This window comes from Citrobacter werkmanii, assembly GCF_008693645.1.
GTDB classification, from domain to species: domain Bacteria; phylum Pseudomonadota; class Gammaproteobacteria; order Enterobacterales; family Enterobacteriaceae; genus Citrobacter; species Citrobacter werkmanii.
In genome coordinates, this window is record NZ_CP044101.1 from 1883871 (window position 1) to 1898091 (window position 14221).

A 14221-nucleotide genomic window follows, 5' to 3' on the forward strand; every position below is an offset into this window, starting at 1 on the left:
GAGCAACAGCAAGGAGTTATCGATGGATTACCGCAAAATCATCAAAGAGATTGGGCGAGGGAAAAATCACGCGCGTGACCTGGATAAGGATACTGCTCGCGGACTGTACACCCATATGCTGAACGGCGATGTACCAGAGCTTGAGATGGGCGGCGTACTGATTGCGTTACGTATTAAAGGCGAGGGTGAAGCGGAGATGCTGGGCTTTTACGAAGCGATGCAGAATCATACTATTCGCTTGACGCCGCCGGTTGCTAAACCCATGCCCATTGTTATTCCCAGCTATAATGGCGCACGCAAGCAGGCGAATCTGACTCCGTTGCTGGCAATTTTACTGCACAAGCTGGGCTTCCCGGTAGTGGTGCACGGCGTCAGTGAAGATCCAACCCGCGTGCTGACAGAAACCATTTTCGAACTGATGGGCATTACGCCAACGCGGCATGCGGGGCAGGCGCAGGCAAAACTCGATGGTCATGAGCCGGTGTTTATCCCGGTGAGCGCGCTGTGCCCTCCGCTGGAGAAACAACTGGCGATGCGCTGGAGAATGGGCGTGCGTAACAGCGCGCATACGCTGGCTAAACTCGCCACGCCGTTTGCTGAAGATGCCGCGCTGCGTCTTGCCAGCGTGTCGCATCCGGAATATGTATCGCGCGTGGCGAAATTCTTTAGCGACATCGGTGGCCGTGGCTTGTTGATGCACGGTACAGAAGGCGAGGTGTATGCCAACCCGCAGCGCTGTCCGCAGATAAGCCTGATCGATTCATCCGGTGTGCGAGTGTTGCAGGAGCGTCAGAGTGAGATGCCCGACGAGCCGGTACCGCTGCCAGTGGCAAAAGATCCGGAAACTACCGCGCGCTGGATTGAACGTTGTCTGGCCGGTAGCGAGCCTGTTCCGGCCTCGTTGAAAATTCAGATGGCCTGCTGCCTGGTCGCAACCGGCGAATCTTCCTCGCTGGCTGAAGGCCTTGCTCGCGTCGGGCAAAGCTTCTAATTTTCTTGTTCCCCCCGACAGGTCATTTACCAGGCCTGTCGGTTCATCCTTTGCATCAACGTGAAATTTCTGCACGTTTATTGATCTCCTGACTGCCGTGGCGCAGCATAGTTTGTTGAAAAATAAGAAACACAACAAACACGCGACACAACAGGAGATAACAATGAACAGTGGACATCGCTTCCATGTGCCAACGCTGCACGCCTTTATTCAGGCCGTTTTTCACCAGATGGGGAGTAACGAGCAGGAAGCGCGGCTGGTGGCCGATCATCTGATTGCCTCTAACCTCGCCGGGCACGACTCCCACGGCATCGGCATGATCCCAAGCTATATTCGCTCCTTCTCGCAGGGACATCTGCAGATCAACCGTCATGCCAAAGTGGTTAAAGATGCGGGGGCGGTGATTACGCTTGATGGCGATTGCGCATTTGGTCAGGTGGCGGCGCACGAGGCAATGACGCTTGGGATTGAAAAAGCGCGCCAGTACGGTATCGCCGCCGTGGCGTTACACAATTCGCACCATATCGGACGCATTGGTTACTGGGCGGAACAATGTGCGGCGGCAGGTTTTGTCTCGGTACACTTTGTGAATGTGGTGGGCATCCCGATGGTCGCGCCGTTCCACGGCCGCGATAGCCGTTTTGGCACCAACCCTTTCTGCGTCGTTTTTCCGCGTAAAGATACTTTCCCGTTGTTGTTGGACTATGCAACCAGCGCCATCGCTTTTGGCAAAACCCGCGTGGCATGGCATAAGGGGGAACCGGTGGCTCCGGGATGTCTGATTGATGCCGAAGGAGCGCCGACCACCGATCCTGCTGTGATGCAGGTCTCTCCGCTGGGGGCGTTGCTGACCTTCGCTCAACACAAGGGTTATGCGTTGGCGGCGATGTGCGAAATTATGGGCGGCGCGCTTTCTGGTGGTAAAACCACACATGAGGAGAGCCTGCAGACCAGTGCGGACGCCATCATTAACTGTATGACCACCCTTATTATTAACCCAGAACTGTTCGGCGCGCCGGATTGCGATAACCAGGTCGCGGCATTTACTGAGTGGGTAAAAGCGTCCCCACATGCCGATGACGCCCCGATCCTGTTGCCAGGTGAGTGGGAGGTGAATACTCGTGAGGAAAGGCTGGAACAAGGTATTCCGCTGGATGCCGGAAGCTGGCAGGCAATCTGCGAGGCGGCGTTGCAAATAGGGATGCCCGACACCGTTTTACAGGAATTCCGTCAACGGCTGAAACACCAGGCAAAAAAAAGCCCGTCCAGTGGCGGACGGGCAAACAAAGGGTAACAAACAGGGTCAATGAGGGTTGGAGCATTGGGTCGTACAGGTAATCTTTCGGTTATTTGTAGATAACCGCGGTGCCGCTCATTTTGTCGTTGCCGACAGCGGAGGTGATGTTGTAACCCGTTGCGCCGGCAGCGGCGGCTTTCTCAGCCAGTTTTGCTTCCAGACCATCTAGCGTGGTGGCGCCATCAGCAGATACCACACCAATTTTATTCATGCTTTGTGCCTGAGTGGAGGAAACCGGCTCGGCAGCGAAAACGCCAAATGACAGGGTAGAAAGGGCGATGGCGGCAACGGCAAATTTAATATTTTTCATGATTAATCTCTCGCAGGTTTGTTCTGTTAGTCAGTGTTCTGGTAAGAAGACGTTGTTTCGTCGATGTGAGAAGTATCACGTTTTTTTATGCGAGAGAAAATCGAATAGAATTGACGGCGTCAATCAAAAAAATTGAATGACAAATAACTTATTGAATATTAATAAATTCGAAAGAGGGATTTACAGTTCTTGTCACTGCGCTTTACAGTGAAAGCGACAACGGCACATTTTGCTACACAGCATGCGAAAAAGCGTGCTCGTAAAGGAAATTATCTGCGCTGAAACGTTTGGTAAAGATAAGTCAACGTAGCTGGCTGTCTTTCGAACCTCTGCGATTATATCCTGAAAATGCTGAGCTATGTGAATCTTTATCCTGCTGACAGGCTATGCATAAGCGTACGCCTGGCACTGCCTCACGTCTGGCCTGCGGGATAGGATTACCGCACTCTTCGCATTCATACAGACTTTCCCCGGTCGGTAATTCACCACGTGCGCGGGCAACAGCATCTTCAATAGTATTGTTGATCTGCTCGTTAACTGCGTCGTCATTTGCCCATCCGGATGCCATATGTACCTCCTGTTATTGTCTACAGAATAAGTATAGCGAATATGATGGCTGAAAAACGACCACACATCAGCGGTATCAGATTTCAGACCATTCGCGCAGGAAACTGCATTCGGGATGAATGCAGTTGGGCTGAAGTGGAGGGGTTACTTATAGATAGTGGCGCTACCGTACATCTGGTTTTTACCGCCCGCAGAGTTAACGACAAAGCCTTTTGCGCCTTGCTCTTTTGCTTTCTCTGCCAACTTGTCTTCGAGATCGCTCAGGTTAGTGGCGCCGGTAGCGAATACTGTACCTGAGGCCTGGAGCTGACCGGTTGCTGGGCTGGTGTTGGGCTGTGCGGCAAAGGATGCGAACGTCATACCGGTTAGTACGGTAGCGGCAAGTAATGTGAGGCATTTCTTCATGGTGATATCCTCTGAGAAACAACAGGTGGTGCCTGATAAGTTTAGGCCGCCAGCGGAAGACATTAACCGCAAAAAACTGGTGATAACATGTCTGTTTTTTGAACAATCGGTAAGGCAACGTACAGGCATAAAAAATCAAATATCCTTGTTGTGTGTGTTTACCGCGTGGCGTTATGCGGGTATCTTACGCCGCTGTTAAAAGGAGAATGCTATGTCCCCCCAGAAACCGGGATTACACCCGCGTAACCGCCACAATGGCCGTTATGATCTTGCGACTTTATGCCAGGTTACACCCGAGTTGACGCAATTTCTCACCCTCACGCCCGGCGGCGAGCAGAGCGTTAACTTCGCCAATCCGCAGGCAGTGAAGGCGCTCAATAAAGCACTGTTGGCGCATTTTTATGCGGTGAAAAACTGGGATATTCCAGACGGTTTTCTGTGTCCGCCAGTTCCTGGTCGTGCGGACTACATTCACCATCTGGCCGACCTGTTAGGTGAAACGACAGGAACTATTCCGGTAAATGCGAGCGTGCTGGATGTAGGGGTTGGGGCAAACTGCATTTATCCGCTGATTGGCGTGCATGAATACGGCTGGCGATTCACCGGTAGCGAAACCAGTCGCGAAGCGTTTAACAGCGCTCAGGCGATTGTTAACGCCAATCCGGGGTTGACTCGCGCAATTCGTTTGCGCCGGCAAAAAGATGCAGCGTCAATCTTCACCGGTATCATTCATAAAAATGAGCAGTATGAAGCCACAGTATGCAACCCGCCATTCCATGATTCTGCGGCCTCAGCCCGCGCCGGAAGCGAACGTAAGCGTCGTAATCTGGGTCAGGACAAAGATGATGCGCTGAACTTTGGCGGACAGCAGCAGGAGCTGTGGTGTGAAGGCGGCGAAGTGGCATTCATCAAGAAAATGATCGCCGAAAGCCAGGCCTTTGGCCGTCAGGTGATGTGGTTTACCACGCTGGTTTCGCGCGGTGAGAATTTACCTCCGCTGTATCACGCATTAACGGATGCGGGCGCGGTGAAAGTGGTTAAGAAAGAGATGGCCCAGGGGCAAAAGCAGAGCCGCTTTATTGCCTGGACCTTTATGGATAACGATCAGCGTCGTCGTTTTATGGCGCGTAAACGCTAGAGCGTTGGCTCCCCTGGCGGCAGTTGTTCGCTTGCCGCCGACGGAGGGCCATTCACCGGTGCAGGCAAGACCTGATACGTCTGTACCGGGGCGCGTACGTTGGCCAGATCGAAGTGTTTTTTCACCTGGCTGTCGAGCGCGAAACGTACCGTCCACTGTTTCAGCGGCAGGGTCGTAAATGAGACCCGTAGGGTGAAAGCCGTATTGGTTAACCCCACGATCCCGGCAAACGACGGCTCGCCGATAATAAGCCCGCGAATATCATCCTTTTCCATCAGCTCAGCGACAGCGTCTTTCAACGCCTGATTGGCTTTATCCGCATCTTCATGACGGTCGACATCGTAATTGGCGACGACTGAGCCAATGCCACGCACAAAGTTGGCGAAGGTGGTTATCGATGACCAGGGAATGATATGGTACGCCCCGGTATCCTGACGCACCCCCACAGAACGAATGGACATCCTTTCAACCGTACCGGTGAGTGGACCGATAGTGACTAAATCCCCGGTGTTCATACCATTTTCGAACTGAATGAAGATCCCGGTGATAATGTCTTTTACCAGCGTTTGCGAGCCAAAAGAGATCGCCAGCCCCAGCGCCCCGGCCCCGGCCAGCAAGGGGGCGATGTTGACGCCAATTTCGGACAGCACAATCATGATAGTAATAGTGCTGATAATCACCGCCAGCGCATTGCGGAACAGCGTTAACAGCGTGCGGGTACGGGCACTGGGCAATGGACGACCGTGTATATCGGAAGCCAGACGATTTTCAATCAGGCTGGCAAGGATCGTCCAGCCAATGGCGGAGAAGAAAAGAATCAGCGCGATACGAATCAGGATATCCACCGTTTTCTCTCCGGCGCCGTAATGCAGCCAGTTCCAGAAGTCGAACAATCCCCAGGCATTGAGCAGCAGCATCACCGCGACGCACACCGTCAGGATCCGGGCCACGCTTAACGCCGTCGACAGCCAGCCATTCAGCCGTTTTTGTAATTCCGGGTAGCTGCGCTGGGTATGTGGCGACAGGGTAATCGTTTTGGCTATCCAACGCGAAAGCATGCCGGAAATAAAGGCGGCAATGCCGATAATCACCAGGCTGCGTAACGTTGCGCCCATCATGAATTTCAGACTGTTGCCAGGGTCAAACAGCGAGAAGAAAAACAGCACAATGAAGTAAGCGCTGGCCAGCCAATGCCATACCAGCGCGAAGGCGCGGATAAACAGGCTGAAAAAGGCTAGCGATCTTTCCGCCAGATTGAGCAAATGCTGCGTGATCTCTTTCTTATTTCTGAAAATCAGATACAGCGCCCATAGCGTGATACACAGCATGATGATGACGTTTGCCATCGCACCGACCTGCACGTTGACCTGATTTGAGATAATAGGAACGGCAACAATCAGTCCGTAACCAATCAGGCTGCTTAATGAACTCAAACGGCGATTCCAGTAGCGCGCGCCGTCATCCTGAATGTTAAACGGGCGTAGCTCCGCTACCGTCGGGCAAAATATCAGACGTAAAATCGCTTTGAAGAACTCAATCAGCGCAAAGGCATTGAGGAACAGACTTTGCTGGAAAGCGATGGTGCGGCTCCCGGCGTTCATTCGATCGCTCAGAATCTGCCCTATAAACAACGTCAGCGCCAGCAGTAATAAATCGATAATAAATGCGCCGACGATCATCGCCGGAAGCTGTAGCCAGTTGCTGCGTTCGCGGTTTTTCCGTCGCGCCCATTGCCCCATTTTGCGATACAGCGGCAGCGCGCACAGGCGGATCAGCCAGTAAAACCCAAACACTGACGCTGCCAGCATTAAAAAATGGGTCAGGGCATTGGTGAAGGTTTGCGGGTTAAAGGTTTTATGCGGGGCGTCGGTGATGTTGCGGTAAAGCTGGGCAAAGCGGTCGGAAAGAACTTCACTATAGTGACGACTGACATCTGTCACGTTTTCCAACACCGTTTTTTCTTCAGTTAGCGTGGGGGGGACAATCACCGGCACGGGTTCGGGAGGAGGCGTTGCCGCGACTTTGCGCAATTGACCAATCAACTCCTGGCGCGATGCTTCATTGTCCAGTACGTCAGCCAGCGCGGCGTAAGCGGCTTTCTTTTGCTCAACATCAGGCTCTTTTGCGGGGGTGGCTTGCGGGTCGGCTGAAGTCGAGGTTGTGACGCCGGGTATCGTCACCGCGTGAGACGGTATGCTCAGCAGACAAAAGAAGACCAACAGGATCCAGCGCATGACTCCTCCCATGAGAAAATAAATTCAAAAGGATAAGTATAGATGCCAGAGCGTAAGAGAATGGAAATGAGAGGATTCTGGTGAAAACCTCCCTTCGGGCGAAGGGAGGTCAATGCATCAGGAGACGTGCTGCAAGAATTCCTGTAAACGCTGGCTGGGTGGATTTTCAATCAGGGCTTGCGGATTACCGTCTTCGGCAATACGTCCCTTATCAATGAAAATCAGACGTGAGGCCACTTTTTCGGCAAAGCCGATTTCGTGGGTCACAATCACCATGGTCATTCCTTCTTCCGCCAGATCCTGCATGACTTTCAGAACTTCGTGACGCAATTCAGGGTCAAGCGCCGAGGTTGGCTCATCAAACAGCATCATTTTCGGCTTTACTGCCAGTGCACGGGCAATAGCCACACGCTGTTGTTGACCGCCGGACAGTTCAGAAGGGTAGTGATGCGCGCGCTCGGCCAGGCCGACCTTCGCCAGCAATTCTTTCGCCAACTTCTCTGCCTGTTCTTTATTCGCCCCGCGTACGCGCTGCGGACCAAACATGACGTTTTCCAGCGCCGTCAGGTGGGGAAACAGGTAGAACTGCTGAAACACCATCCCGGCTTCCTGGCGAATTAACCGCTCATCGACCTTGGGATCGTTGACTTTCAGACCGTCGACGATCAGATCGCCAGAGGTTATCTCTTCCAGCTTGTTAATGCAGCGCAGCAGAGTAGATTTACCGGAACCGGACGGCCCGATGATGACCACGACTTCGCCCTGCTTAATGTTCAGATCAATATTGTGCAGCACCTGGGTAGGACCAAAGTGCTTAGAAACGTTTTTAAATTCAATCACAGGATTTTCATCCTTCTTTCCAGACGACGCAGAATGAAGCTCAGCACCAGCGTAATGATCAGATAGAACACCGCAACGGCGCTCCAGATTTCCAGTGCGCGGAAGTTACCGGCAATGATTTCCTGGCCCTGGCGGGTCAGTTCAGCGACGCCAATGACGATAAACAGCGAGGTATCTTTAATGCTGATGATCCACTGGTTGCCCAGCGGCGGCAGCATACGACGCAGCGCGAGAGGCAAAATAACGTGACGGATAGTCTCTGTACGTGAAAGTCCAAGCGCCAGTCCGGCTTCACTGAATCCTTTATGGATTGAGAGCACCGCACCGCGGGTGATTTCCGCAATATAGGCACCGGAGTTGATCATAATGGTGACAACGGCGGCGCTAAAGGGGTCAATACGTAAATCGTTAAACGCCATTGGCAGAGCGAAGTAGATAAACATCACTTGCACAACGATTGGTGTACCGCGAATGACTTCGATAAACACCAGCGCTACGTGGTTGGCTATCCAACCGCCGAAAGTACGCGCAAACCCTGCTGCAAGCCCGATTACCAGGCCGCCAGCCAGACCGAGGATCGAGATCCATAAGGTCATTTTGGCGCCTTCAATCAAAAGCGGGATGGCGGGCCAGATGGCACTCCAGTCAAACTGCATATGTCGTTCCTGTTACCGTGGTGTAAATATTCAAATGCCCGTTTTGCCAGATACGCTGTGCTTATCCGGTTACAGGTCTCAAAAATCCTGGGAAAGGCCCGGTATGCATCGCGCCACCGGGCATCACTGCCAGTTATTATTTAGGTTCAGTACCGAACCATTTTTTGTAGATCTCGTTATAAGTGCCGTTCTCTTTCAGCGTTTTCAGCGCGCCGTTCACTTTCTCACGCAGGTCATTGCTGCCTTTCGGGAAGGCGATACCGTACTGCTGAGCTTCCAGCGAGTCACCTACGGCTTTGAACTGGCCGTTACCCGCGGTTTTGATGAAATAAAGAATGTTTGGCGTGTCATGCAGCACGGCGTCTGCGCGGTTGGTGCCCAGTTCCATATAGGCGTTATCGATATTTGGGAACTGACGCAGGTCTTTGGTTTTGATGTTAGCTTTTGCGTAATCAACGGAACCGGTGCCGCTCTTCACAGCAACGACTTTACCATCCAGGTCTTTCACGCTTTTAACGTCGTTATTATTCGCTTTGACCATCACTAACAGACCGCTTTTGTAGTAGCCGTCAGAGAAGTCGATCGCTTTTTTACGCTCGTCGGTGATGGTGATACCCGCCAGTGCCAGGTCGACGTTTTTGGTTTGCAGAGCCGGGATGATGCCGCTGAAATCCATTGGTTTCAGTTCATAATCCAGCTTCAATTCTTTGGCGACGGCAGCCCACAGATCCACATCAAATCCAACGTATTTGTCACCCTGTTTGAATTCAAATGGAACAAACGCGGTGTCAGTTGCGACAACCAGTTTCTTATCTGCGGCATGGGAGGACACCGCAAAAGCCAGGGTAAGTGCAGCCAGTGAAACTTTTAATACAGACTTCATAGGATTTCCTTTTATATCCACGGGGCGATCCCCTGCGAGAACATATGGCTTAATGAAAAAATCGTGCCACTTTTGCAACTCATTGTTTTAAAAAGAAGGTATTTCTTTTCTCTGCACAATAAGTAGGGCAAAGCGGAGAATCTGCACTATTTTGGGGCACTCATTTGGTGCGTACCTGACACGGTGCAAACGGTATGACTATTTAGCGTAAAAATTGTTGATAAAACAATCTTTCGTTAACGATTGTGTGAGGTGATTATTACAATTAATTTACTTTGGAGTGACGAATGATCAATGTTATGCACCATAGATGTGCAAAACCCCCGCCGGAGCGAGGGTTTTATAGGTAATTCTTATGTCTGCTGTTATTCAATGTTGGCTTCGATAAACCACAGGAATTTGTCGAGATCGCGTGACGCAGCGGTGAAGATATCCGCTGTATCTTCGTCTTTTGCTTCGCTAATGGCTTTACGTACGCTGTTGGCGACCACTGCATAACGATCGGCCAGCTCTTTTAAGTGGTCCTGTACGCTATGGATATCCAGCGGATAGCTTTTCAGCGGCGTTTTGCTGTTAATGACCTGAGTTGTACCCAATGCCACACCACCTAACTGTACGGCGCGCTCAGCCATGGTATCGAGATGATCGGTCAGGGCAGTACGGAAGCCATCCAGCATTTCATGGACAGCAATAAAGTTCGCGCCGCGCATGTTCCAGTGAGCCTGTTTAGTGATCAACGACAGGTCGATGAACTGGATCACTTGCTGATTCAGCAGTTCTACCGTGGCTTTCTTTTCGCTGTCTGTCACATCGTTGCGAGTATAAACGAGGGCGGATGCTTTTGTTTTTACCAGTTTTGCGGTACTCATATTTTCATATCCTCTTGATATTTATGTCCCAACTCTTCAACGGAAATAAGTATAGCGCTAATTTTGGATTTATTTTTCCGGTGTTACCTATTACTTTAATAGCGAAGAGAGGAGCGGATAATAAAAATATATTGAAATCATGAGGATACATGGTTTTATTGTCATGCAATGTTATTTTTATGTTAATGTGGAAATTAAAAGAAATAGGCGAATGAGAAAAATCTATTTATTAGAAAAATTATCACGCAGATTTACAATTGGATATTCTGCATGATTATGCAAACCATGCAGAATATTAAGGGGTTAATTCACGTCAACTTGCTTAATTTGCGGTTCTTTGCGAATAGTGAGTGTAGAACCCATTGATGCGGCAATAATCGCCCCCAGGGCCAGCGTCTGGATAAGCGTTAGCGTTTCACCGAGGAAGATCATTCCCGAAACCGCAGCCAGCGCGGGTTCCATGCTCATTAACGTACCAAAAGTCCGCGTTGGCAATCGCGTTAGTGCGATCATCTCTAATGAGTAGGGGAGCGCGGTGGAGAGTACGGCCACGGCCAGGCCCAACGGCAGTATTGACCAGTGCCACAGGGCATCGCCGGCCTGAACTGCGCCAATGGGAACAAAAATCAGCGCGGCGATTAATGAACCCACCGCTACGGTTGCCGGACCATGTTCCGCGCCGGCACGCTGCCCGGTGAGAATATAAACGGCCCAACAGGCGCCAGCTCCCAGCGCCAGCGCTGCGCCGGTTAAATCCACATGAGAAACGTCCTGGCCAAGCGGTAACAGGAACCAAAGCCCAAGAACGGCCAGCGCGACCCAAATAAAATCTACAGGGCGTCGGGATGAAAACAGCGCCACTGCAAGCGGGCCGGTAAACTCCAGCGCCACGGCAATTCCCAGCGGGACAGTCTGAATAGACAGATAAAAGAGGTAGTTCATCCCGCCAAGAGACAGACCATAAAACAGCAGCGGCAGGCGCTGTTCTTTGGCAAAACGTAAACGCCAGGGTTTAAAGAAGGCGATAAGGATGAGCGTGCCCAGCGCGAGGCGCAGCGCGGTAACGCCAGGCGCACCGACGAGAGGGAACAGCGATTTTGCCAGAGATGCTCCGCTTTGAATGGAGGACATAGCAATAAGCAAAACTAAAATAGGTAACCAAACTGGCGCTTTTCGTAACGACCCCGGCATCCTTTCTCCTGACAAATGATGGTTACATCTCTTCATCTGCGCGGCGTTACGACGCGGATGGCAAAATGTATAGAAAAGTAAAACAGCGAGTGTAATGGAAATACACTCAACTGGTTGAGTATTGGTTGAAAAAAAAATTCTTCAGATCCGTACAATGGTACGAAATTGGTGGATTAATAATCTGCGTGATTAGGAATTATCTGGATGAATGTGTCGTATTGTGCGCGCAATAATGGCTCATTAGATTAAAAAAGTGGTGTAAATTGAAAGGTATAGCTGGCTTGTGAAATGTTTTGTTACATGAAAGAGCCCGTTAGACACCGCGAATCGCAAAGAGTTTCCCATCAATTTTTGTTATATTTAAAACTTAGGATTTACTTGAAGCACATTTGAGGTGGTTATGAAAAAAATTGCATGTCTTTCAGCACTGGCCGCTGTTCTGGCTTTCTCCGCAGGTACTGCTGTAGCTGCTACTTCTACCGTTACTGGTGGTTACGCTCAGAGTGATGCTCAGGGCGCAGCGAACAAAATGAACGGTTTCAACCTGAAGTATCGCTACGAGCAGGACAACAACCCGCTGGGTGTAATCGGTTCCTTCACTTACACTGAAAAAGACCGTACCGATGCTTCTGGCGACTACAACAAAACCCAGTACTACGGCATCACTGCGGGTCCGGCTTACCGTCTGAACGACTGGGCAAGCATCTACGGTGTAGTGGGTGTTGGTTACGGTAAATTCCAGAACGCAGCATCTCCGGCTGACAACCACACCACCAGCGACTACGGTTTCTCTTACGGTGCTGGTCTGCAGTTCAACCCGATCGAAAACGTTGCTCTGGACTTCTCCTATGAGCAGAGCCGTATTCGTAGCGTTGACGTTGGCACCTGGATCGCTGGCGTGGGTTACCGCTTCTAATCACTTCGGTGATATAAAAAATCCGCCTTTTGAGGCGGATTTTTTTTGAGTGTAATTTAGAGATTAACGAGATTTGGTCTCAAAGATATCGGTACCCAGATGGTTGTAATCCACCTTCTGCAGTTTGAAGTTGGTGATATACACCGGTCCGGCTTTCTTCTCTGAGATAAAACGGTAGCTGTTGGTAATTTCCTTCGCGCTGATCCCCGTCCATTGAGAGAAAAAGCTGAGGAAATCATTGGCAGAGCGACGGGCTTTGATCACCCGATGCGCTTTATCATCGCTCGACAGCACCATAAAAGGCACCTGGAAATTCTGCTGGAACCGATCGTCATGCGCCAGGTACTGCACCTCTTTTCCCCGCTCTTTAAAGGCGAGGCCATGATCGGAGAAATAGACCATCGAGAAGCTATTGCCGCTGTTACGTAATTGCTCGTAAAGCTGGCGCAGCAGGTCATCCGTCTGCGTCATGGTGTACAGATAGCAAGATGTCTCTTTTGACTGAACGAAGGTCTCGTATTTTCCTTGCGTACGGTCGCAGGCCTGCGGATGTGAACCCATTAAATGCAGCACGATGAGCTGCGGCTGAGTGCGCTCGGTTGCCAGCACCTGGGCGGTCATCTTTAAAAGTTCTTCGTCACGGGTATTTTTATCCGCTTCGAAATCACCATTTTTGAGGAAGTGCACTTCATCAGCCCGCTTTGCGATACTGGCGATAGCCGTATCGTATTCACCAATCTGCCCCTGATTGGAAAACCACCACGTCTGGAATCCCGCGCGGTTAGCCAGAGTGACAAAGTTATCCTGGAACTGCGGCTTATTATCAACGACCCGATTAAGCGTTAAGCCAAGCGATTTTTGCGTTGAACCGCTTGCGGCAATGTAATCTGCGAACAGATAGCCGTTAACGGAACTGGCAAACGGGGTGTTATCCCAGTGACCGCCAAACGCGCCTAATGCATCGCGGCGGGCGCTTTCACCAATGACCACGACATAGGTGTGATACTTTGGCTTCACGGCGGTTACTGTCCAGCTGTCTTTCACACTCGACAGCTTCGCCATGCGCTCCTGTTCATCGAGCACTTCGTTATTATTGACGATCACGTCTTTGGCGAAGCGGAAAACCGGATAACCGGTGTCCTTAAGCTTGAACACGCCGCCCCAGGCCAGGTTTTGTACCGGGGTAACAAAAAACGCGATGACGCTAAACAACAAACACAGACTGTCGTACTTATTCCAACTGCGCTTCTGCGCTTCTTTTTTACGGCGTACGGCGATAACGCCGAGGGCAAAAATAAATACCCCAACCAGATAATTGTACCAGGGGAAGATGGTCAGGATCTCGGTGGACTCTTCCATATTGGTTGAATGCAGCGCCAGCAACGTATTGAAGTTAGGCGAACCGTAAGCCTGACCAAACGGAAAGTACATTGCCGCAATAAGTGAGCAAATGCCGATCAGCACTTTCTGCGCGCGCGGCGCGCTGCGCCACAGCAGTATTAATATACAGGTGAAAGCAACGCTGTAGAGCAAGCTAAGCGGATAGCCCAACGCCAGGTTGATCAGCATAGACTGTAAGAAATAGAGGCCAGTCCACGGACTAATGGCCCGGCTACGAGCAATGATTGAATCTTTGAGGGTTAAATTCATACGCCACTAATGCAAAAACGCCATGTGCTTACCCTGGCGTTAAGGGTCATTGCCTGCCTGAGAGAGCGAGAAGAGGGATAGGGTCCGCATCCGCGAGCCGCAATATACGCAGGGCTGCGAAAAGATAGAGTGTGCATGAGAGAAGGTCAACTACTACAAGGAAATTGTTTTGCGAGAGAGGTGGCAAAACTGACAAAAAGCAGGGTTATTGGGACGAAAAACACTACTGTACCCAGATGACAGCAGGGAAAGGAAGCGGCGTACCGCGACGCCG

General features: G+C 51.0%; 14 protein-coding genes. 4 read left to right on the top strand and 10 right to left on the bottom strand.

Annotated features, from left to right (window positions below; translation table 11 throughout):
- Nucleotides 1-22 precede the first annotated feature (22 nt).
- Nucleotides 23-991 (top strand): DNA-binding protein YbiB, encoded by a 969-nt coding sequence (gene ybiB, locus FOB24_RS09545; protein WP_069323209.1) that lies wholly within the window; start codon nucleotides 23-25, stop codon nucleotides 989-991.
- A 163-nt stretch (nucleotides 992-1154) separates the two neighbouring features.
- Nucleotides 1155-2285 (top strand): malate/lactate/ureidoglycolate dehydrogenase, encoded by a 1131-nt coding sequence (locus tag FOB24_RS09550; RefSeq protein WP_150344822.1) that lies wholly within the window; start codon nucleotides 1155-1157, stop codon nucleotides 2283-2285.
- A gap of 52 nt (nucleotides 2286-2337) precedes the next feature.
- Here the strand turns inward: FOB24_RS09550 and ybiJ are convergent, their stop codons facing one another.
- The 3 genes from ybiJ to mcbA all read right to left on the bottom strand — a co-directional run bounded on the left by ybiJ (nucleotide 2338) and on the right by mcbA (nucleotide 3570).
- Nucleotides 2338-2598: a DUF1471 family protein YbiJ gene (ybiJ, locus tag FOB24_RS09555; protein WP_006685371.1), complete on the bottom strand. Its 261-nt coding sequence runs from the start codon at nucleotides 2596-2598 to the stop codon at nucleotides 2338-2340.
- Nucleotides 2599-2899: 301 nt separating this feature from the next.
- Complete coding sequence (locus FOB24_RS09560) at nucleotides 2900-3166, bottom strand: DksA/TraR family C4-type zinc finger protein (protein WP_150344823.1); 267 nt, start codon at nucleotides 3164-3166, stop codon at nucleotides 2900-2902.
- Between the two features lie 143 nt (nucleotides 3167-3309).
- The gene (mcbA, locus tag FOB24_RS09565; RefSeq protein ID WP_069323210.1) at nucleotides 3310-3570 is read right to left on the bottom strand and encodes a DUF1471 family periplasmic protein McbA; all 261 of its coding nucleotides are present in this window, start codon (nucleotides 3568-3570) and stop codon (nucleotides 3310-3312) included.
- A gap of 211 nt (nucleotides 3571-3781) precedes the next feature.
- Between mcbA and rlmF the strand changes: the two genes are divergently transcribed.
- Nucleotides 3782-4708: a 23S rRNA (adenine(1618)-N(6))-methyltransferase RlmF gene (gene rlmF / locus FOB24_RS09570; protein WP_150344824.1), complete on the top strand. Its 927-nt coding sequence runs from the start codon at nucleotides 3782-3784 to the stop codon at nucleotides 4706-4708.
- Here rlmF and ybiO read toward each other — a convergent pair.
- The 6 genes from ybiO to rhtA form a co-directional block, all read right to left on the bottom strand.
- A complete protein-coding gene (gene ybiO / locus FOB24_RS09575) occupies nucleotides 4705-6942 on the bottom strand; it encodes a mechanosensitive channel protein (RefSeq protein ID WP_150344825.1) in 2238 nt (745 codons plus the stop codon). The genes rlmF and ybiO overlap by 4 nt on opposite strands.
- A gap of 117 nt (nucleotides 6943-7059) precedes the next feature.
- Nucleotides 7060-7782, bottom strand: coding sequence for a glutamine ABC transporter ATP-binding protein GlnQ (glnQ, locus tag FOB24_RS09580; protein ID WP_042309588.1), 723 nt, complete (start codon nucleotides 7780-7782; stop codon nucleotides 7060-7062).
- On the bottom strand, nucleotides 7779-8438 hold the full coding sequence (gene glnP / locus FOB24_RS09585; RefSeq protein WP_006685364.1) for a glutamine ABC transporter permease GlnP: 660 nt from the start codon (nucleotides 8436-8438) through the stop codon (nucleotides 7779-7781). The genes glnQ and glnP overlap by 4 nt, the downstream gene beginning before the upstream one ends.
- Nucleotides 8439-8574: 136 nt before the next feature.
- On the bottom strand, nucleotides 8575-9321 hold the full coding sequence (glnH, locus tag FOB24_RS09590) for a glutamine ABC transporter substrate-binding protein GlnH (protein WP_038639115.1): 747 nt from the start codon (nucleotides 9319-9321) through the stop codon (nucleotides 8575-8577).
- Nucleotides 9322-9686: 365 nt separating this feature from the next.
- Nucleotides 9687-10190, bottom strand: coding sequence for a DNA starvation/stationary phase protection protein Dps (gene dps, locus FOB24_RS09595; protein ID WP_038639118.1), 504 nt, complete (start codon nucleotides 10188-10190; stop codon nucleotides 9687-9689).
- Between the two features lie 303 nt (nucleotides 10191-10493).
- Nucleotides 10494-11381 (bottom strand): threonine/homoserine exporter RhtA, encoded by an 888-nt coding sequence (gene rhtA, locus FOB24_RS09600; RefSeq protein WP_085047462.1) that lies wholly within the window; start codon nucleotides 11379-11381, stop codon nucleotides 10494-10496.
- A gap of 400 nt (nucleotides 11382-11781) precedes the next feature.
- Between rhtA and ompX the strand changes: the two genes are divergently transcribed.
- Complete coding sequence (gene ompX, locus FOB24_RS09605; protein WP_003035257.1) at nucleotides 11782-12297, top strand: outer membrane protein OmpX; 516 nt, start codon at nucleotides 11782-11784, stop codon at nucleotides 12295-12297.
- A 63-nt stretch (nucleotides 12298-12360) separates the two neighbouring features.
- Here the strand turns inward: ompX and FOB24_RS09610 are convergent, their stop codons facing one another.
- Nucleotides 12361-13947: a phosphoethanolamine transferase gene (locus FOB24_RS09610; protein ID WP_085047461.1), complete on the bottom strand. Its 1587-nt coding sequence runs from the start codon at nucleotides 13945-13947 to the stop codon at nucleotides 12361-12363.
- Between the last annotated feature and the right edge of the window lie 274 nt (nucleotides 13948-14221).

Coding starts and splice junctions, on each gene's coding strand:
- ybiB (WP_069323209.1), top strand. CDS start 23: ATGGATTACCGCAAAATCATCAAAGAGATTGGGCGAGGGAAAAATCAC.
- FOB24_RS09550 (WP_150344822.1), top strand. CDS start 1,155: ATGAACAGTGGACATCGCTTCCATGTGCCAACGCTGCACGCCTTTATT.
- ybiJ (WP_006685371.1), bottom strand. CDS start 2,598: ATGAAAAATATTAAATTTGCCGTTGCCGCCATCGCCCTTTCTACCCTG.
- FOB24_RS09560 (WP_150344823.1), bottom strand. CDS start 3,166: ATGGCATCCGGATGGGCAAATGACGACGCAGTTAACGAGCAGATCAAC.
- mcbA (WP_069323210.1), bottom strand. CDS start 3,570: ATGAAGAAATGCCTCACATTACTTGCCGCTACCGTACTAACCGGTATG.
- rlmF (WP_150344824.1), top strand. CDS start 3,782: ATGTCCCCCCAGAAACCGGGATTACACCCGCGTAACCGCCACAATGGC.
- ybiO (WP_150344825.1), bottom strand. CDS start 6,942: ATGCGCTGGATCCTGTTGGTCTTCTTTTGTCTGCTGAGCATACCGTCT.
- glnP (WP_006685364.1), bottom strand. CDS start 8,438: ATGCAGTTTGACTGGAGTGCCATCTGGCCCGCCATCCCGCTTTTGATT.
- glnH (WP_038639115.1), bottom strand. CDS start 9,321: ATGAAGTCTGTATTAAAAGTTTCACTGGCTGCACTTACCCTGGCTTTT.
- dps (WP_038639118.1), bottom strand. CDS start 10,190: ATGAGTACCGCAAAACTGGTAAAAACAAAAGCATCCGCCCTCGTTTAT.
- rhtA (WP_085047462.1), bottom strand. CDS start 11,381: ATGCCGGGGTCGTTACGAAAAGCGCCAGTTTGGTTACCTATTTTAGTT.
- ompX (WP_003035257.1), top strand. CDS start 11,782: ATGAAAAAAATTGCATGTCTTTCAGCACTGGCCGCTGTTCTGGCTTTC.
- FOB24_RS09610 (WP_085047461.1), bottom strand. CDS start 13,947: ATGAATTTAACCCTCAAAGATTCAATCATTGCTCGTAGCCGGGCCATT.